The organism is Salegentibacter salinarum (assembly GCF_900168115.1).
GTDB classification, from domain to species: Bacteria; Bacteroidota; Bacteroidia; order Flavobacteriales; family Flavobacteriaceae; genus Salegentibacter; species Salegentibacter salinarum.
In genome coordinates, this window is record NZ_FUZC01000001.1 from 99,395 (window position 1) to 117,770 (window position 18,376).

At 36.6% G+C, this 18,376-nt stretch carries 19 protein-coding genes and 1 tRNA gene; 6 read left to right on the forward strand and 14 right to left on the reverse strand.

Going from position 1 to position 18,376, the window contains the following annotated elements; all coding sequences use genetic code 11:
• Positions 1 to 140: 140 nt before the first annotated feature.
• The 11 genes from B5X53_RS00510 to B5X53_RS00560 all read right to left on the reverse strand — a co-directional run bounded on the left by B5X53_RS00510 (position 141) and on the right by B5X53_RS00560 (position 12,071).
• Positions 141 to 1,121 (reverse strand): 2-hydroxyacid dehydrogenase, encoded by a 981-nt coding sequence (locus B5X53_RS00510; RefSeq protein ID WP_079711270.1) that lies wholly within the window; start codon positions 1,119 to 1,121, stop codon positions 141 to 143.
• 374 nt (positions 1,122 to 1,495) lie between these two features.
• Complete coding sequence (gene mgtE / locus B5X53_RS00515) at positions 1,496 to 2,845, reverse strand: magnesium transporter (RefSeq protein ID WP_079711271.1); 1,350 nt, start codon at positions 2,843 to 2,845, stop codon at positions 1,496 to 1,498.
• On the reverse strand, positions 2,826 to 3,656 hold the full coding sequence (gene rsmA, locus B5X53_RS00520; RefSeq protein ID WP_079711272.1) for a 16S rRNA (adenine(1518)-N(6)/adenine(1519)-N(6))-dimethyltransferase RsmA: 831 nt from the start codon (positions 3,654 to 3,656) through the stop codon (positions 2,826 to 2,828). Before rsmA ends, mgtE begins: the two co-directional genes overlap by 20 nt.
• Before the next feature lie 3 nt (positions 3,657 to 3,659).
• Positions 3,660 to 3,968 carry a DUF4286 family protein gene (locus B5X53_RS00525; RefSeq protein ID WP_079711273.1) on the reverse strand — a complete coding sequence of 103 codons (309 nt, stop codon included), beginning with the start codon at positions 3,966 to 3,968 and terminating at the stop codon, positions 3,660 to 3,662.
• An 8-nt stretch (positions 3,969 to 3,976) separates the two neighbouring features.
• Positions 3,977 to 5,698 (reverse strand): tetratricopeptide repeat protein, encoded by a 1,722-nt coding sequence (locus tag B5X53_RS00530; protein WP_317042305.1) that lies wholly within the window; start codon positions 5,696 to 5,698, stop codon positions 3,977 to 3,979.
• Positions 5,699 to 5,813: 115 nt separating this feature from the next.
• Complete coding sequence (gene serS, locus B5X53_RS00535; RefSeq protein ID WP_079711275.1) at positions 5,814 to 7,085, reverse strand: serine--tRNA ligase; 1,272 nt, start codon at positions 7,083 to 7,085, stop codon at positions 5,814 to 5,816.
• Positions 7,086 to 7,232: 147 nt separating this feature from the next.
• On the reverse strand, positions 7,233 to 8,552 hold the full coding sequence (locus tag B5X53_RS00540; RefSeq protein WP_079711276.1) for an HTTM domain-containing protein: 1,320 nt from the start codon (positions 8,550 to 8,552) through the stop codon (positions 7,233 to 7,235).
• On the reverse strand, positions 8,542 to 9,480 hold the full coding sequence (locus B5X53_RS00545; protein WP_079711705.1) for a bifunctional riboflavin kinase/FAD synthetase: 939 nt from the start codon (positions 9,478 to 9,480) through the stop codon (positions 8,542 to 8,544). The genes B5X53_RS00540 and B5X53_RS00545 overlap by 11 nt, the downstream gene beginning before the upstream one ends.
• Positions 9,481 to 9,487: 7 nt before the next feature.
• Positions 9,488 to 10,117, reverse strand: a complete 630-nt coding sequence (pth, locus tag B5X53_RS00550; RefSeq protein ID WP_079711277.1) for an aminoacyl-tRNA hydrolase — start codon at positions 10,115 to 10,117, stop codon at positions 9,488 to 9,490.
• A gap of 214 nt (positions 10,118 to 10,331) precedes the next feature.
• Entirely contained in the window at positions 10,332 to 10,988 is a 657-nt protein-coding gene (locus B5X53_RS00555; protein WP_079711278.1) for a 50S ribosomal protein L25/general stress protein Ctc, read from the reverse strand.
• 141 nt (positions 10,989 to 11,129) lie between these two features.
• Positions 11,130 to 12,071, reverse strand: a complete 942-nt coding sequence (locus B5X53_RS00560; protein ID WP_079711279.1) for a ribose-phosphate pyrophosphokinase — start codon at positions 12,069 to 12,071, stop codon at positions 11,130 to 11,132.
• Positions 12,072 to 12,223: 152 nt separating this feature from the next.
• Between B5X53_RS00560 and B5X53_RS00565 the strand changes: the two genes are divergently transcribed.
• Positions 12,224 to 12,305: transfer RNA gene (locus tag B5X53_RS00565), tRNA-Leu, on the forward strand.
• Between the two features lie 186 nt (positions 12,306 to 12,491).
• Here B5X53_RS00565 and B5X53_RS00570 read toward each other — a convergent pair.
• Positions 12,492 to 13,388: an Abi family protein gene (locus B5X53_RS00570; protein WP_079711280.1), complete on the reverse strand. Its 897-nt coding sequence runs from the start codon at positions 13,386 to 13,388 to the stop codon at positions 12,492 to 12,494.
• Between the two features lie 344 nt (positions 13,389 to 13,732).
• On the opposite strand from B5X53_RS00570, the gene B5X53_RS00575 reads away from it, so the two are divergent.
• The 4 genes from B5X53_RS00575 to B5X53_RS00590 all read left to right on the forward strand — a co-directional run bounded on the left by B5X53_RS00575 (position 13,733) and on the right by B5X53_RS00590 (position 15,663).
• The gene (locus B5X53_RS00575) at positions 13,733 to 13,921 is read left to right on the forward strand and encodes a hypothetical protein (RefSeq protein WP_079711281.1); all 189 of its coding nucleotides are present in this window, start codon (positions 13,733 to 13,735) and stop codon (positions 13,919 to 13,921) included.
• Between the two features lie 9 nt (positions 13,922 to 13,930).
• On the forward strand, positions 13,931 to 14,113 hold the full coding sequence (locus B5X53_RS00580) for a hypothetical protein (protein ID WP_079711282.1): 183 nt from the start codon (positions 13,931 to 13,933) through the stop codon (positions 14,111 to 14,113).
• Between the two features lie 766 nt (positions 14,114 to 14,879).
• Positions 14,880 to 15,482: a mobilome CxxCx(11)CxxC protein gene (locus B5X53_RS00585; protein WP_079711283.1), complete on the forward strand. Its 603-nt coding sequence runs from the start codon at positions 14,880 to 14,882 to the stop codon at positions 15,480 to 15,482.
• Entirely contained in the window at positions 15,475 to 15,663 is a 189-nt protein-coding gene (locus B5X53_RS00590) for a hypothetical protein (RefSeq protein WP_079711284.1), read from the forward strand. Before B5X53_RS00585 ends, B5X53_RS00590 begins: the two co-directional genes overlap by 8 nt.
• A gap of 46 nt (positions 15,664 to 15,709) precedes the next feature.
• On the opposite strand, the gene B5X53_RS00595 is transcribed toward B5X53_RS00590, so the two are convergent.
• Positions 15,710 to 16,117, reverse strand: coding sequence for a hypothetical protein (locus tag B5X53_RS00595; RefSeq protein ID WP_079711285.1), 408 nt, complete (start codon positions 16,115 to 16,117; stop codon positions 15,710 to 15,712).
• Positions 16,118 to 16,472: 355 nt separating this feature from the next.
• Between B5X53_RS00595 and B5X53_RS00600 the strand changes: the two genes are divergently transcribed.
• On the forward strand, positions 16,473 to 16,826 hold the full coding sequence (locus tag B5X53_RS00600) for a hypothetical protein (protein ID WP_079711286.1): 354 nt from the start codon (positions 16,473 to 16,475) through the stop codon (positions 16,824 to 16,826).
• A 68-nt stretch (positions 16,827 to 16,894) separates the two neighbouring features.
• Here the strand turns inward: B5X53_RS00600 and B5X53_RS00605 are convergent, their stop codons facing one another.
• A complete protein-coding gene (locus B5X53_RS00605; RefSeq protein ID WP_079711287.1) occupies positions 16,895 to 18,355 on the reverse strand; it encodes a hypothetical protein in 1,461 nt (486 codons plus the stop codon).
• Between the last annotated feature and the right edge of the window lie 21 nt (positions 18,356 to 18,376).

Sequence of the window (18,376 nt, forward strand, 5' to 3'; positions counted from 1 at the left end):
ATCAGGACCGAAATGACTCAGCTTATTATTTTAAAGGAAAATTTTTAAGGATGTTAAATTCTGAAATAAATTCTGAATGAAGAAAAAACCCTCACAGGTTTTGGATACCTGTGAGGGTTACATATTTAAATTATGCAAAATTACTTCTCTTCCCCTCTTCCAAATTTATCAATGATCTTGCCGGCGATAACACTAGCAAGGCGTTCGTGAGATTCTTTGGTCCACCCGGCTACGTGCGGACTCAAAATCACATTATTCAAAAACATAAGTTCCCGCATAGCATCTGGAATCTGGTTTTCTATACTTAGGGAAACGTTCTTTTTATTGGAAAAAAGACTTTCAAAAGAAGCTTTTTCATATTCCAGAACATCTAGGCCGGCGCCAAGTACACGACCGTCTTTTAGCGCATCTACAAGATCTGCAGTAACTACATTTTTTCCGCGGGCGGTATTTATAAACCAAAAGGGGTTTTTATAAGCATCTATAAACTCTTTATTAACCATTTGATCGGTTTGAGGCGTCCAGGGTGTGTGCAAGCTCACCACATCACATTTCTCCCGGAATTCTTCTAGTGAGACCTGCCGTGCATTTTCATCGCCTACACCCTCTTTAATATCGTAACAGATCACATCAACCTCAAATCCGCGAAGTTTTTTAGCAAAGGCTTTTCCCATATTTCCGTAGCCGACTATTCCCACGGTTTTCCCGTCTAATTCCAAACCACGATTTTCTTCCCGATGCCAAAGTCCGTCGCGAACTTCCCTATCGGCCTTATTCAACCTGTTAAAAAGGGAAAGCAGCATTCCTAAAGTGTGTTCGCCTACCGCATTTCGGTTTCCTTCAGGAGCAGAAAATAAAGTGATTCCGTGTGCTTCGGCATATTCAACATCAATATTTTCAAGTCCTGCGCCTACTCTGGCAATAAATTTCAAATTTGGTGCAGCGTCAATAAATTCTTTGTCTATAGTATATCGACTTCTAATAACGATCCCATCGTATAAATGCTGATTTTCCAGCGTTTCTTCCCGGGATTGGGTAAAGCCTTCAATATTTTGATGCCCGGCATCTTGTAATTGCTTGATTAAAGTTGGATGATTGGTATCTGAATGTAAGATAATCATTGCTCTAAATTGAGTTTTTAATTTTTATATATAACGCCCGCCGGGATTAAGCTCAAAACTGGCTTATCCGCATTATAAATAAAATTAAGTTAGAAAAAATGGATTTAGAAATGAAGGCGGTTTCATTTGTTTACTCACTGAGTGAGGTTTTATGAGGCTGTTTGAAAAATATTTACGTCACGCTGTCCCGACATTTCGGGATATTTCAGCTTCTAACCTGTGTAACGACTAGATCCTGAAACAAGTTTAGGATGACGATTTGAACAACCTAATTTAGTTTTCAATTTAATTCCCCGATTTATTCGGAAGAATTTCAATTTCGAAAACCAAAGTTAAAGAATGATTTTTAAAACATAAAGCCTGAAGCCTTTTTGTTAAAAACCAAGTACTAATTTAGAAATATAGAAAAAGAGAAAAATTCCGAAGATATCGTTACTGGTGGTTATAAAAGGACCGGTAGCAATCGCAGGGTCAATACCTTGTTTATTTAAGATGATTGGAACGAAAGTACCCACCAATGCCGCTACAATAATTACTGAAAGTAAAGATGCGGCAATGGTAATGCTCACCAATTGATCCTGACCAACAATATAGCCGAATAAAATAACCAGAATTCCCAGAGCCAGTCCGTTGATTAAACTCAGGCTCACTTCTTTTATTAAACGCTGTAAAAGACTACCCCGCAGATTATCGTTTGCAAGTCCCTGTACAATAATCGCACTGGATTGTACACCAACATTGCCAGCCATCGCCGCGATTAAAGGGGTGAAAAAGAATAGAATTGGAAATTGTTCCAGGGCTTCTTCAAAACCTTTCATAATGTAAACACTGCCCAAACCTCCAAAAAGTCCAAGAACCAACCAGGGTAATCGTGCCCTGGTAAGGCGCCATAAACTATCATCGGCCTCTACAGATTCTGAAATACCGGAAGCCATCTGGTAATCTTTTTCAGCTTCTTCTTTTATAAAATCTACGATATCATCAATAGTAATCCTACCCACCAAACGACCCATTTCATCTACCACTGGGATTGCTTCCAGGTCATACTTCTGCATTACCCGGGCAACTTCTTCCCCCTCGGTATGCACATTTACATAATCTACCTGCGGAATATAAACATCCTGGATATTTGCGTGGCTGGGCGCAGTAAGTAAATCTTTAAGGGAAAGCCGGCCTTTAAGCTTATTTTTATCGTCTACTACATAAATAGAATGAACACGAGTTACATTTTCGGCCTGTTCGCGCATCTCTGTCATACAACCGGTCACACTCCAGTTCTCGTTAACTTTCACGAGCTCCTTTGCCATAAGTCCACCGGCAGAATCTTCGTCGTAACGAAGGAGTTCTACAATATTATCAGCGTGTTCCTCGTCTACGAGTTCGGCAATCACATTTTGCTGGCGCTCGGGAGAAAGTTCAGAAATGATATCGGCGGCATCATCGGTATCCATTTCTTCCAGCTCTTCGGCAATTTCTTTTGCCGAAAGGGTATCCAAAATACGTTCCCGAACGCCTTCTTCCAATTCCATTAGAGCCTCGGCCGTTTTCTGGCTATCCAGAAGCTTTACGATATAAGTGGCTTCTTCTAAGGAAAGTTCAGTTAGAATTTCAGCAATATCAGCGTGGTGCACGTCTTCAAGGTGCAATAGCAACTCCTCATTATTTTCCTGCTCAACGAGGAATTGTAATTTTTCTATTAATTCACTACTGATTTGAAACTGCATACGGCTGAATTTTAAGGGTCAAATCTATAAATTCCTGATAACCGAGTTGCTCAGGACGTTTGTCAAATATAGGATCTTCCCTTAAATTATCGGGTAAATCGAAAGTTTTTAAACTGTTGCGCAGGGTCTTTCTACGCTGTTGAAATGCGGTTTTAACTACCCTGAAAAATAATTTTTCGTCGCAAGGCAGGCTGAAATCCTCTTTTCGGATTAATCGCAACACACCGCTCTCCACTTTTGGCGGCGGGTTAAATACTGAAGGCGGCACCGTAAACAAATATTCAGCTTCGAAAAAAGCCTGTACTAAAACCGAGAGAATTCCATAGGTTTTGTTGCCTTCTTTTCCACAAATTCGCTCCGCCACTTCCTTTTGAAACATTCCCGAAAACTCCGGAATTTGGTGCTTTAACTCTAAAACTTTAAAAACAATTTGTGTGGAAATATTGTATGGAAAATTACCAATAATCGCAAAAGCTTCATCACGAAAAGTAGTCCCCACATCGTATTTCAAAAAATCGAATTGATGAATTCTGTCTTCTAGTTGCGGATAATGCTCCTGCAGGTAAGCAACACTTTCGGTATCAATTTCTATTACGTGAACCTCTGCATCCTGCTTCAGTAAATATTTGGTTAATACGCCCATCCCGGGACCAATTTCCAAAACCTTGTTATACCCTTTATAGCTTAGCGTATCTGCTATTTGTTCGGCTACACTTTCATCTGTTAAAAAATGCTGCCCAAGATGTTTTTTTGCTCTTACTTCGCCATCTTCTGACTGAGAAGGCTTTCCTCTTTTCTTATATTTTCCCATAAACTACTGCTCGCTAATTACCTGCATTTCGGTTCTGAAAGCCACGAATTTTCCTTCAAAAACTTTACTTTTTCCTCTCAACCTTTCAGCATCTTCTTCGTAATATTTTTCAAGTTCAGCTTTATTTTCGGCAGTGTATTGAACCGAATACGTAATGCCACCCATTGCTTCGGTTACCATCACGCGGGTCATTAAAGCTTTCTTGAATTTTCCGGTATCCAGCATTTCAGGGATATGTTCTTCTTTCATCCACTTCACCCATTGGTCGTGAATAGCTTCTTCAATATTTATGGTAACGTTGTATATGTACATTTGACTTTTTATGGGTTTTCTTCGTAATCTCCTCTTAGTGCGCGGTATTTTTTGCGGGCTTCCACAAAATAAATACTATCGGCAAAATTAAAAATTATTTGTTCGTAATATTCTTTAGCTTTTTCAGGTTTCTGCAGCTCATTTGCATATAATTCGGCTAAATAATAATGGGCGTTATCGGCAAGAATATCAGCATTAAAATTTTCAATTATTGCGAGATAATTATTTTCGGCTTTTTCAGGCTGATCGGTTTCTTCGAATAGCCGCGCTTGTTTTAATAGCGCTTCATCTTCAATTTTTTCTCCTTTGTGAAGGTTTAAAAGCTCACCTAAAAGCTCAATTGATTCGGAATTTTTCTCCTGGAAATCGAGCAAATCGGCTCGGGCATATTTTTTAAGTGCGGTTTGGGTTGAATCTTCTATAGAATTGTCTTCAATCAACAAACTCAATTCCATTGCATCGTTGGCGATAAGCTGGGAAGTTGAAGATTTTAAAACATCCAACTGCTGTTTTGCCCATTTAAAGTCTCCTTTAAAATAACTGGTTTTCGCAACTTTAAATCGGGCGTTTTGCGAAATTTGATCGTTCTTTACCAAATTTTGAACTTGCGAATAATAGATAAGCGCTTCATTAAATTTCTCCTGGAGTACCAAAATATCGGCCAGCGCAAGTTTTATCATCGCTTTGTCAAAATCCCGATTTGCCTTCTCTGAGAGCTTTTTCAGTAAAGCAATCGCTTCCTCTTTTTTCTCCTGTTTGAATGCTAGGAAATTTGCCAAATCAAGCTGTAAATTCAGCGTGTTAAGACCGGTTCCAAACTCTTCCAGTAATTCAGAATACCTTTTTTCTATATCTGAATATTTTTTTTCATCTTCATTTTCCAGTTGCATTTTCAGCAAAAACTGGTTTCCCTGCAGCACAATATTTTCTGAAGGAGCTTCTTCTATCACGTAATTTACAATTTCAATAGCTGCATCAAAATCTTCGGCTTCCCGGGCCATTACGGCAAGGTTTAAAATGCTTTGTAAACTTTTATCGCTTCGCCTGTAAATAGCTTTCTCCTGCGAAAACGCTTTTAAATATTCCTGCTCCTGGATAAAAAGCCAGCTAAGCATCTCGTTATAGAGCAAACTGGGATTTTGCTGAAGTTTAGTAAGCAGCAATCTTCTAAATGCCGTATTGGCTTCGGTTGAAGGGTCTGCTGAAATATACTTGCCAAATTCCCGATTTGCAATAGAGAAAAAATCGGGGTTTGCTTCAATTAACTCCAGGTAATTCTTGAACATTTTTTCAGTCTCTCCCTGTTCGCCGTAAATTCTTGCGAGTTGTAAATTGTAATTCAGCTCATTATTAAGCTCCATCGCCTTTTCATAAGTTTTGGCTGCATTTTCCAGCAAACTATATTTATGAAAAGTTCTTGCAATGGAATAAGCGTAATTAGGGCGGGCATCTACGGCGCTTAAAGCCTCGGCGTAAAACTGATCTGCCTTCTCGTCATTTTGCTGAAGCTCATAATTATGACCCAATTCAATTAAAAGCGTTGGGTTATTAGCCGAATTGTTCAATTTCTCCCGAAGCAATTCTTCAGCTTTCGTGAAATTTTCCAATTGCTGATGACTTTCCACCAAACCGAAAAAATAAGAAGTATTCTGCGGATTTTCTTCAACTAATTTTTCGTAGGTTTTTAAGGCTTTTTCAAATTCCCCCTGATCGAAAAAATTACGTGCCAAAACCTCAGACTGCCCCCGGACACCTGAAATGGAGCAAAATAAAATTAAGAATATGAAGGTCACGCGCATCCCGTAAAGATAAGGATTTGCCCTGTGAATCAATATTTTTAGGCGTTTAATCTATAAGGTTGAAACCGGTATATGGCACCAAAACATCTGGAACTTTAATTCCTTCTTCAGTTTGGTAATTTTCTAGGATTCCGGCTAATACACGCGGTAGGGCTAAAGCACTTCCGTTTAGGGTATGTACCAATTCCTTTTTCCCTGCTTTATTTTTGTAACGAAGTTTAAGCCTGTTAGCCTGGAAAGTCTCAAAATTTGAAACTGAGCTAATTTCCAACCAGCGATCTTGAGCGGTAGAAAAAACCTCAAAATCGTAAGTAAGCGCAGCAGTAAAACCAAGGTCACCACCGCAAAGCCTTAAGATTCGATAAGGTAATTTAAGATCGGCCAGGATATCTTTAATATGATCAACCATATTATCTAAAGCCGCATAGGAATCTTCAGGCTTTTCTATCCTTACCAGTTCTACTTTATCAAATTGATGCAAACGGTTAAGTCCGCGTACGTGGGCACCATAAGAGCCAGCTTCGCGTCTAAAACAAGGTGTATAACCGGTACAGGCAATTGGAAAATCCTTATCGGTTAACAACCTGTCGCGGTACATATTCGTCATTGGCACCTCGGCCGTTGGAATCATATAAAGATCGTCTGCCGTGATATGATACATCTGGCCTTCTTTGTCTGGTAGCTGTCCTGTTCCTAATCCAGAAGCTTCGTTGATCATTAAAGGCAACTGGTATTCGGTATAACCGGCATCAATTGCTTTATCAAGAAAGTAAGTGATTAAAGCGCGTTGCAACCTGGCTCCTTTTCCTTTATAAACAGGAAATCCGGCGCCGGTTACTTTATTTCCCAGCTCAAAATCTATGATATCGTATTTCTTGGCTAATTCCCAATGGGGAAGAGAACCTTCGGCAAGGACCGGAACATCGCCCTCTTTGAAAATTTCTTCGTTATCTTCTTCTGAAGTTCCCGCCGGCACAGAATCGTGAGGAAGGTTAGGAATGGTATAAAGCAAGGTTTCCAGCTTCAAAACTATTTCTGAAAGTTCTTCAGAAAGCGCTTTAGAATCTTCTTTTAGTTTCCCGGTTTTTTCTTTAATCAGGTTAGCTTTTTGATGCTCGCCATTTTTAAACATCATTCCAATTTCTTTGGAAAGCCGGTTAGATTCAGCTAAAATATCATCGAGTTTCACCTGGGTTGCACGACGATTTTCGTCTAACTGCAACACCTCTTCAAGAATATTTTCAGCCTCAAAATTTCGTTTTTTGAGTCCCTTGATGAAATCTTCTTTATTTTCCCTGATATGGTTAACCTGTAACATAGCTTTATTTTACTCGATAATCGAGAGTTAAATGCTTCGAGGCAGGCCTCGAAATTATAAATTATTTTCTCTTAATTCTTCGTGAACTTGCCCCGAAGTAACTTACCTAATTTGAAGCAGCAAATGTAACAAAAGCACTCTAAAAATCTAGTCTAATTTTGAAGGTAAAATCCAATCGTGATGTTTAAAATGCTGCCATTTTTCTGCAGCAAGATCTACTTTTGGATCAATAAACGGTTCATAGGGACGGCCGTTGATGCTTATTTTAGATTTTACAAAAACCTGAACCTCTTTATTTTTTTCAGCATATTCTTTTTCCAGGCGTTGGGCAAACTGCCACATCATATCGGGTTTAGCACTTACCGATCGCATTTGTTTTCGGCTTAAATAGCGTGCTTTATTTATGTAAATAGTATCTCTTTTCCCTTTTTCAACAACTTTAAATGTGGTTTTTCCAGACCGGGAGCGTAGCATCATTCGCCAGCTTAAGCGATGGCCTTCTTCTGTCCACAACACATTATCCTGAAAAAACCAGTGCCGCAGCGGCAAGGCAATTTGAATCACAAACCAAATTGAAAGCACTGTAATTAGTGGTTTTTTGTAAGATGGAATTATTATTTCTCCTTTATCGTAATACGGCTTTTTATTCCGAAGAATGTACTTATTGATCTTCTCTGAAGGAAAAAAGAACAGGCAAAAAGCCAGGGATAAATATGGAAAAATCCCAATATGAAAAATAAAACTATTAAAAAGATGAAAGAAAATAGCGAGGATAAAAGCCGGTAAGCGGGTTCGTTTCCATAAAAGCGCGGGAATTATTAATAAATCGAATAAAATTCCAAAGTAAGCGATTGCATATCTCACCCAATCTTGCTGAAGAAATTCGCCTACCAGCCAGTAATCGGCTTTTCCGCGCATAAGCATCGCCGGGAGCGTTCCATCTAACCAACCTGGATATAATTTTGCGATTGATGCGTAGGTGTAAACTATCCATAATTGCAGCACAATAAAAAGCCAAACCCAATTGGGCATGGAGATTTTTTTTAATGAGGGCTTTTTCCAAGTATCTATAGAGAAATAACGATGTGCGGGAAGAAAAAACATAATTCCGCAAAGCAGCATCAGTAAATAATAATGATTATTGTAAGAAGATTTCTGCATCAGGTAGACTCCCGCCCACATAAGGGTATAGCAAAAAATGCTGAAACGGTATTTAAAGCCCAGCATAACAAAAATGCCAAACAGACCCAGTATTCCGTAGTAATACAACATCCCGTTACCCGGAAGTGGTTGCAGGAATTCAAAACCGATAAAATTAAAAGTAAAATCGGGCTCAATGAGGGTTCTGCGAATCCATCCCGTGAAAATAGCACCAACGGCTTCAATGGTTATAAGCAAGCCAAAAATAATTCGGAAAGCAATAAGCGCCGAATTATCCACTTGCTTAAAAAGCCATTTATTGAGCATAATTATCTCTAATATATTGTCTTGAGAAAGCTTCGTCCTGTTTCATTGCGATTTTTAAAGCATTTACAGAATCGAATTTTTTCTCATCGCGAATCCTTACTAGCATTTCAATTTTTAATTCGGTGCCATAAAGGTCCCGGTCCAGATTAAAGAAATAAGTTTCTATGGTTTGGTCTTTTCCTCCAACAGTGGGATTGGTGCCAATATTCATCATCCCAAAGTAGTGTTCTCCATCAATTTTAGAACTAACTACATAAACCCCGCTTTTCGGAATTAATTTATAGTCTTCCTCAATACTTAAATTGGCAGTAGGATAATTGAATTCCTTTCCCAAGCCGCGGCCTTTTACCACGTTTCCGGTTAAGCAAAAAGGAGATTGCATATAACTATTGGCCTTTCCTACCCGGCCTTCTAAAAGTGCATTTCTAATTTTCGTAGAACTCACTGCTACTTGATCTACCTCCTGTTTTGTGATTTCTTCTACATCAAAACCATATTCCTCACCAAACTGTTTCAGCGTATGGATATCTGCGGTGCGATTTCTTCCAAAACGATGATCGTAACCAATAATTACTTTTTTTGCTTTTAAGCGATTTACAAGAATATCACGAACAAATTCCTGGGCGGTAAGTCTTGAAAATTGTTGGGTAAAAGGATGAACTACCAAATGATCTATCCCGGTTTTTTCCAGGATTTCGGTACGTTCTTCTATAGTATTTATAAGTTTTAACCCGCTTTCTTTTTGCAGCACCATTCTTGGATGCGGAAAAAAAGTGAAGATTACAGATTCGAGATTCTCGATCTTAGCGGCATCTACAAGCCGTTTTATAATTTTTTGGTGCCCGGCGTGAACCCCATCAAAAGTACCGATGGTGACTACGGTTTGTTTTTCACCTTTAAAAGCATTTGCTCCCTTATGTATTTTCAAGGCCAACTTATTTTCCGTTAAATGAATTCATAGTATTTGAAACTCCTGCCGTCCCGAAAGATTTTACCAACTCGGCTGATTTTTGAAAGCGTTCCGGCAATTCTTTTTTCTCCTCTTCTCCCCATTCTCCTAAAACATAATCTACCTGTTGACCTTTCGAAAACTCGTCACTAATCCCAAATCTAAACCTATTGTATCTGGTAGTGTTTAAGGTATTCTGAATATCTTTTAACCCGTTGTGCCCACCATCACTGCCTTTGGTTTTTAATCTAATAGTTCCAAAAGCTAAATTAAGATCGTCTGTAATTACCAGAAGGTTTTCTAAGGCAATTTTTTCTTTTTGAAGCCAGTAATTAATCGCTTTTCCGCTTAAATTCATATAAGTTGAAGGCTTCAGCAGTATAAAGGTTCTCCCTTTAAATTTAAACTGAGCAACATCTCCTAATTTTTCTGTAGAAAAACTTACCTCTTCTTTTTCGGCTATATAATCAAGAATTTTAAATCCAACATTATGGCGGGTATTTTCATATTTAGGCCCGGGATTTCCCAACCCGGCGATCAAAAATTTCTTCATGGGATCTTGTTCTTCTTCCTGGGGCTTTTTCTTACTGAGTATTCTTCCGAAGAAAGACAGCATAGCATTTGTTTTGGTAAAGATAAAATTATTAAAATATCTAACTAAAAGTTTTTACTCGATAATCGAGATTTAAAGGGTTTACCCCAAAAGTTATAATTTATTCTCTATAAAATTACGTTCAAAAAGTTTGATAAGGATTAATTTAAAAACCTCTGGAAACAAAAAAAGCACCCCGTTTGGGATGCTTTTAAGTTTTTGTTCAAAAAAGAAAAGATTAATTATCTTCTCCCTCTTTAACTGCAGCAACATCATCTGTTTCAGTAGATGGTACTTCATCTGCTGGTACTTCGTCTTCATCTTCGTCGTCCTCAAGGGCAACAATATTACGTGAAGTTCTAACCTGGCAAATTACAGTGTTATCTGGATGCTGAATCTCGTAAGACTCGTCTGCAACTGCAGTAACATAAAGTTTTTGACCAATTTTAAGTTTGGTTACATCTGCAGTAATATAATCTGGCAATTCATTAGCCAAACCTCTTACTTTTAATCGACGTAGGTTGTAACGTAAAACACCACCATTTTTAACACCTCTCGCAACACCTTCGGTATGGATAGGAATTTCCATAGTGATTGGTTTATCATCACTAATCTGGTAGAAATCTACGTGCAAAATAGCATCGGTAACCGGGTGGAATTGAATGTCCTGAAGAATAGCGTTAAACTTCTCGCCATCTCCAAACTTAATTTCCACTGTATGCACATCTGGGGTGTACACAAGGTCGTTAAACGAAATTTCTTCTGTTGCAAAGTGCAACGGCTTGGCATCTCCCCCGTATAATACGCAAGGAACCTGTCCAGCATTACGTAGGGCCTTCGTGGCTTTCTTTCCTACGCTTTCTCTTTTAGATCCGTTGATCGTAATTGATTTCATTGTTGAAAAATTTTAGGCTGCAAAAGTAGCGCTTTTTTCCTTTCTATAAAACCCTGACTTAAAATTCTTTAAAAAGAAGATTCTAATTGAAATATCCGGCTAAAAAACTGAAAATAAATTAACTATGAATGGCCGGTTTGCCTACATAACGAATTTAGAACTGATAGATTTATTATTATGTACCCTATTCATAACATCGGCAAAAAGGTTTGCACAACTCACTACCTTAATTTTTTTACTTTCTTGTTTTAACGGAATAGAATCAGTCACAATCAACTCCATGAGTTTAGATTTTTCAATCTTATCATAAGCTCCACCAGAAAGTACCGGGTGGGTACAAATAGCGCGTACACTTTTTGCGCCGCGCTCCATCATTAAATCGGCAGCTTTAGTAAGTGTCCCCGCAGTGTCTACCATATCGTCTACCAAAACCACATTTTTACCCTCTACATTTCCGATAAGCTCCATATGCGAAATTATATTGGCTTTTGCCCGTTGCTTGTAGCAAATTACAACGTCACTTTCTAATGCCTTTGAGTAAGCATAAGCACGTTTGGAACCTCCCATATCAGGGGATGCAACTGTTAAGTTATCTAATCCCAATTCTTTTAAATGCGGAAGAAAAACTGTGGAAGCGTAAAGATGATCTACAGGTTTTTCGAAAAATCCCTGAATTTGATCGGCGTGCAAATCCATAGTAATGATCCTGGTGGCACCTGCGGTTTCCAGGATACTTGCTATCATTTTGGCCGCAATTGGCACCCTGGGTTTATCTTTTCTATCCTGGCGTGCCCAACCAAAATACGGAAGCACCGCTGTAATGTGTCTTGCAGAAGCTCTTTTTGCAGCATCAAGCATTAAAAGCATCTCCATTAAATGATCTGCACCCGGGTGGGTAGAACCGATAATAAAAACTCGTGAACCGCGAACCGATTCTTCAAAAGAAGGTTGAAATTCGCCATCACTGTAAGTTGAGGTAATTACGTTTCCTAATTTAGTGCCGTAAGCGGCCGCTATTTTTTCGGCTAAAGCTTTACTTTGGGTACAGGAAAAAATCTTGGCCTCGGGAATTACGTTGGGCATGTTGTGTTGTTTTTGTATGAATGTTGTTTGTTGTGCTGCAAATTTAGAAATTAATTCCTTTCACACCTCACGAATAAGTTTTGAGTCACACTTTTAAAATTGGAAAAAAACATTTGGGGATGGGAAAAATTTTTTACTTTTGCCGTCCACTTGCTCGAGTGGCGGAACTGGTAGACGCGCTGGATTCAAAATCCAGTAACTTCGGTTGTGCGGGTTCGATTCCCGCCTCGAGTACTAAAAAACCCTTGTAAACCCTGTGTTTATAAGGGTTTTCTCTTTTTTGGATAACAAAATAGTAACAGGGAATTGAAAATATAGGAATATAATCTTCTCTTCCAAATTATACTCTAGCGAACAAGAAGGTTATTAATTGATAAAATTTGGTCACAATTAGAGCTTTCAATTTTCGCAATTCTAGGATTATTTTTTCCACGGCGCTGCTTCCTTCCAGTTATCAGGAAATCCCATGAAATAGGTATTTACTACTGGAAAATCTTCTACTAGTTCTTCGATTTTGGCCGTGAATCTATTTGTGCTATTGGTATTATGGAGCAGTCGGTCGATTAAACTAATAACACCATATATTGATCTATTAAAATTTTCAGGTACTTCACCTTTAAACTGATGCTTTTTTCTGCTAGGTATTGTTGGCCGATCAGCTGTTAAACCCCTATTCCATAACCTCCCATGGTGAGCACATATATTTCTAACATTGTTCAGAAAAATAAACCAACTGGACAAAATAGTGCTAGGTAAACCAAAATCTTTAGCAATCTGTAATTTCTCTTCATCGTTTTTCAAACCTTTATAAAGACGTGAAAGACGGCCTAAAGAAAGTATTTCCATTGCCATGTTAGAAGGAGGTATTTCATTATCATAATTAGCTTTAAATGCCTTCAAGAATCTTTCTTGAGGATCACGAAAGCTATCTACTATTTCTTCATTAATTTTAGTAAATATTGCATAATCTTCAAAGAGGTCTTTTTCAGTATACCAGAAGAAACCATGATTTAGACTCATATAGTCCGTTAGTCTGGCACGTAATGAAACTTCTATTCTTTCAAGATATTCTAAAATTAATGATCTAAGCTTTTTGTCAAAGTGATAATGTTGGATGATATCATTAAAAGTGGTAGGTTCTTTAAATCTGTGGGAGCCATCCGATTCTTGTAGATGATACATGTAACCAGTAATCCTGAAATAGCCAATATTAGTTAAATATTTTATTGCTCTCTCAGGATTTTCAATACTCAACCCTCTATCTTCTAAGAGTTCAAGATGCTCTTTTATTGTTCTGGGGGGTTTAGAGTATTTCATGAATTTTAAACAAAAAAAAGCCTCGCAAATTGCGCTTGAATCAGAGGCGTGCGAGGGATTGATGCTGCAAATATACAAAAGAGAAATCGGTGAAATGCATTGAACATCTAACTATTCGATGAAATACACTTTTTTTTAACAATTTGTAAACAATGGTAAATGTTAAAATAACTCCTGCTTTCCAGTTTAATGAGCCGCGAATTAAAACTTTTCCTCCTACCCTGGTAGGCAAAGTATCGTAATTTGTCATTACAAATACACAACTTGCAGACCAAAACGCGAAAATTAACGTTTGAAAATTTCGGAAAGCTGCAAGCCGTTTAACATTTATATTATTTTTGAGAATGGAATTCTACAACTCACCACTTAGAAAAAGAAACTGTCAGGATTTATTTTCTTCAGAAAAAGTATATAACGATCTAGCTGAATTTACATTTGATTATCGGTTTTCAGGAACTCGCCGGGGTGAAGTGATAGAATTATTTGCATTCACCTGGATCATAGATGCCGATGGAAACATATTTATTCGTTAATGCAGTTATATGGGAAACCCAGAAAACTGGAAAGAGGTTATTCGGGATCAGATCAAAACACTCATGGTAGATATAAGTATAGGATCTACTTTTATTAAAAGTTCCTTGCGATTTTTTAAGGTAGAAAATGACCATCACAGGGAAACTGCAGCTTTTGAAAAAGAATTTTTGGAGTTGAAAGCGAAAGCCTAAGAAAAAATCTTTTCGAATTTAAAATTATTTACAAATAAATATGGAGAGTGACTGCAAATGATATTGATAAAAATAATCATTTTGGGCGTTAATGACATTCTATTTTACAGTCCAGGACTGTATAACTATGCAAAATATTTTTCTGTTTTTTATTAAAAATATTTTTATATGTCATATATTTGTTACAGATAAAAAATTAAGGGGCTTAAGTCTGCCAACCTAAACCCCTGATTAAACAATTAATTCAGTGTTTATCTATCTTAGTTTTCGATGATAAACTTGATAATATCCCAGACCAAGTAAATGACGGGTATTATCTGACGATTATGAAACCCTTTCCTCCTAGAGGACTTGGGTTTCTTTTTTGGAAAAATCTCCATAAAAGTTTACTCCCATATCTCATATTTTTTAATGTTGAATGTAAATATAGTAAGGCTTTTCGGTTAAATAAATTCTTGTTAAGAAAAGTTATCAAACCAAATATGTTAATATATTGATAATCAATTAAATGCATTTTTTTGAACCTTGAAAAGTTGAACTTAATATAATAATCTTATACAAAGATATGGCTACTTCCCTGTTTCGTCAAAAATGTAAAATATCAGTCTACCTCACTATAACACTACAAAGGTCGATAATACTTATCAATATCTAAAATTTCTTAACTCTCCCTTGATTTTGCTCATATTTTATAAATCTTAATTTCGTAATTTGGAGGGACAATTGTTCATCCAGTGCTCTGCGAAACTAGCATTACTAACAAATTATGAATGAAGAAATTTTAAGAAAAGAATCTTGGAATAAAGCTTTACAGTCCTTCGGGAAGGCATATATCTTTAGTCAGCGAGCTGAATTTTATAAAAAATGGATTCGGAGTTTAACATGGTTGGGTATAATAATACCCTTAATGATTGGGGGAATTGCGATGGGTTACGGATACAATTCCAGCATTCTTGATATTGCTTTATCTATTACCATCCCAGTGATCACCCTTCAACTAGGTATATCGGCTTTTGCTTTAGTTAACAACTGGAGTGACTATTTATCTTATTCTCTTGAAGCTACTAATGATTATAATTCGTTGTCTGAAAGTTTTAAAAAAATAGCAATAAACCCTCCGAAAGATTCATATGAGCATCAAAAGCTTTATGACATCCTTGAAACTAAATATTCCTTAAGGATGCAGCAAGATAGTAAATATGGACTTAAAGATAGAGAGTTAAGAAGAGGTATGAGAAGTGGGTTGAGGGAATTTCAAAGAGAATGTGTTGCTTGTAGAGAAACTCCCTTATCAATGCAGTCTACGAGTTGTCAGATATGTGGTAATTTTACAAGAAATTTAATACAAAGAATATTTTATCATGGATGACCAATTAGCTAATGTTTTTAGAGGATATATAGAACTAGGAATACAAGAGAGAAAAGAATTTAGAGAAATGATATCAGAATTTGAAGGTGCGGATTATTCTAAAAAAAAGGAAGCCAGAGAAATTTTCAACAAAAGTCTAGGTCCCCTTATGAACGATGTTTGTAAATGCTGCGGTAAATAAGTATTAATAACACTTACTTTATACTTTTAACTTCTACTCTAAAAATCTAAGATACCACTCCTAAAACCTTTGAGCCATCTTTAGAAAGCACAAAGGTTTCAGTTCGTTCCTGCCTGGTATTTAATTTGGGATTACAAAAAGAAAATGTAGTCACTACCTTTTTAACCAGAACGACATTGTCATCCTGATTTTCATATTTTCCTAATGCTACTGCTTTTTGATCTTGGGTTTTTTCCAGTGATAGTAGAGCTTTTTCTAAGCCATTTTTATAAAGTTTTATTACCGAATTATTAGCTGATATTTTTGCCAGGTTGTCAATATTTGAAAGATCCAATGATTTATTTTCCGCTTTAGCCGATTGTATGTTTGGTATAGCTTTTTTCTCCTTTTCTTCTCTTCCATCTTTTAAAATAATTACGAGTTGTGAGTAAATTTTCTCCGGCCTTGCCGGCAAGTCTGCAATCGATCGTAAAATTTTTCAAAATTTGTACGGACGAATACACATCTTGCAGAGTAAAATCCGTAAATTAACATTTGAATTCTAAGGAAATAGAAAACAATTTTAACTGAAATTTAATTTAGTTAAAAAGTGAAAAGTAAACTCGTAGGATCTATTTGTTTTTAAAATCTTCAACCTCTTTTATAAAAAATATATTTTAAATTATATATTCTAGTTAATCAAAAATATAATTCTGTTTTCTCCAAAATATAGAATTTATCTGTACAAATGCCAAAGAGGGAAATCATACTTGGCCAATGAAAATAAAAAGCTTTGCGGAGTTAAATTGCGTGAAGAATAATTCGGATAGATGTACACTAAATATGATCAGCCACCTGAAGAAGAAATTCAGAACCCGCACCACGGAGTAACTTTCGATTATTACTTTATGGGTAGAAGGCAAGGGAATCAACCAGGATCTACCTATGTAGACCTTATTCTGTGCTCCGCTGTATATGATTCCCAGAATAATAAATACACCAGGAAAGAACATATGGGTATGGATCGTTCACAAGTCAAATCTCATATTGAAAACAGGATCCGGCAGCACCTGGCAGATTTAGGAGTTGACCCGGTTATGGTAAAAGGATTAATGCGAGATTTTGAAGTTGATCTAAGCAAGTGCCGGGAATATGATTCGGACGAATTCCGACCGCCACTTTAAAAATAATGAGTTTAGAATTACACAATTTCGACTACCACTGTATTAGGTTCAAATGATGTGTATTTAAACTAAGTTATCTCCTTGAAATAATAATCTCGAAGTATTTCTTTGAATTTTTCAGAATTCAATTTATTGGCTTTCTCTTTTATATCGTTTTGGTCTAAGTAATCAAAATCAAACTTTCGAACCTTTTTTTTAGTTGCTTCTAATAGAACTATTGCCTCTTTTGTAAATCCGCCGGTGCTCCATATCTCAAACCGATGCCTTTGCTCAGGATGAGCAATAGCTAACCAACCTCTAATCTCCTTTATTTTCTCTGACAAATAAATTTCTACAAAGCCTATATCTACTGGGTAATTATACCCCTTACACTCAATTATACAAATTTCGTTTTCACTCTTTGCTAATACATCTATTTCTCTTGTTCTATTGGAGTCTGTTACAGGAATTCTTTTGCCTATATCAAGAGATTGGGAGTATTTACTAAAGTAAAAACCTACAGCTAATTCAAATAAATCACCCCTTAGGTTATTAGTCTTACCGTCAATAAGTTTTGTTAGTTTCTTCATCAACTGCAAATACTTTTCTGGCTCTGTTTTTAGAATTGCTCCAGCATTAGTCACAGTATTGATCAAATTTTTCAATAAATCGCTATAATCTTTACCAAATAATTCTTTTATGGAAGCAACTAAGACTCCTCTGCTCTTTAAGCTATTTAGACCCTCTGCTGTTATACCGTCAACCAATAAAACGGGTAATAGTTTTAAAGTGGGATTAGAAGCCTTTATAGAGGCTATTTTTTTTAAAAAAAAACTTACAGTATCTTCATTTGTAATATTACCTATAAGAATGTCAGCTACAAGAAATCCAGGTTTTTTTGTTTTACCAATGTAACCAACTAATCCATCAATATAAGTGGGCGCTGTAAATGCAAATTGGAAATTTCCCACCACATTATTGTTCTTACTCTTTTTAAATGAAACTAGTCCTATATTTTTACTCCATGTTTCAAATTGCTGTATTACTAAACTTTTAGATAACTGTACACCTTTTATGTATCTAATGTTTGGACTTAGATGTTCCGCTATTGAAATATTTAGGCCAAATTCTCCGTTTCTTGTTTCATGAATTAAGTTATGCTTTTTCATCAATTCAATAACTGATGAAAATTTCATATGCCCCTTTACTAAGTTCACTGGGCTCATAGAATAATTCGCCAATTCATCAACGGGAACTAATCCGTGATGATATTTTAGTCCGTTTATAATTGAGTAGCAGCGTTTTCCATCTGTTTTAAACGCTTTAACTAAATCGTCGAAATAGTCTCGAGTTTGGTAATTATCTGAGTGATAAATAAAAACTTTATTATCTGAAAACAACCCACTTATTTTATGAATAGGACTCTTAAGCCTTTGCACACGTTTACGAGCAGCATCGTTGGATATTCCTTGTTTCTTCTCTATATATCGAGCTAGCTCTCCTGATAGAATACCGCCTCTTTCCTTAACGTATTTCTCTAAATATGTCACACCACACTATTTATATAATCT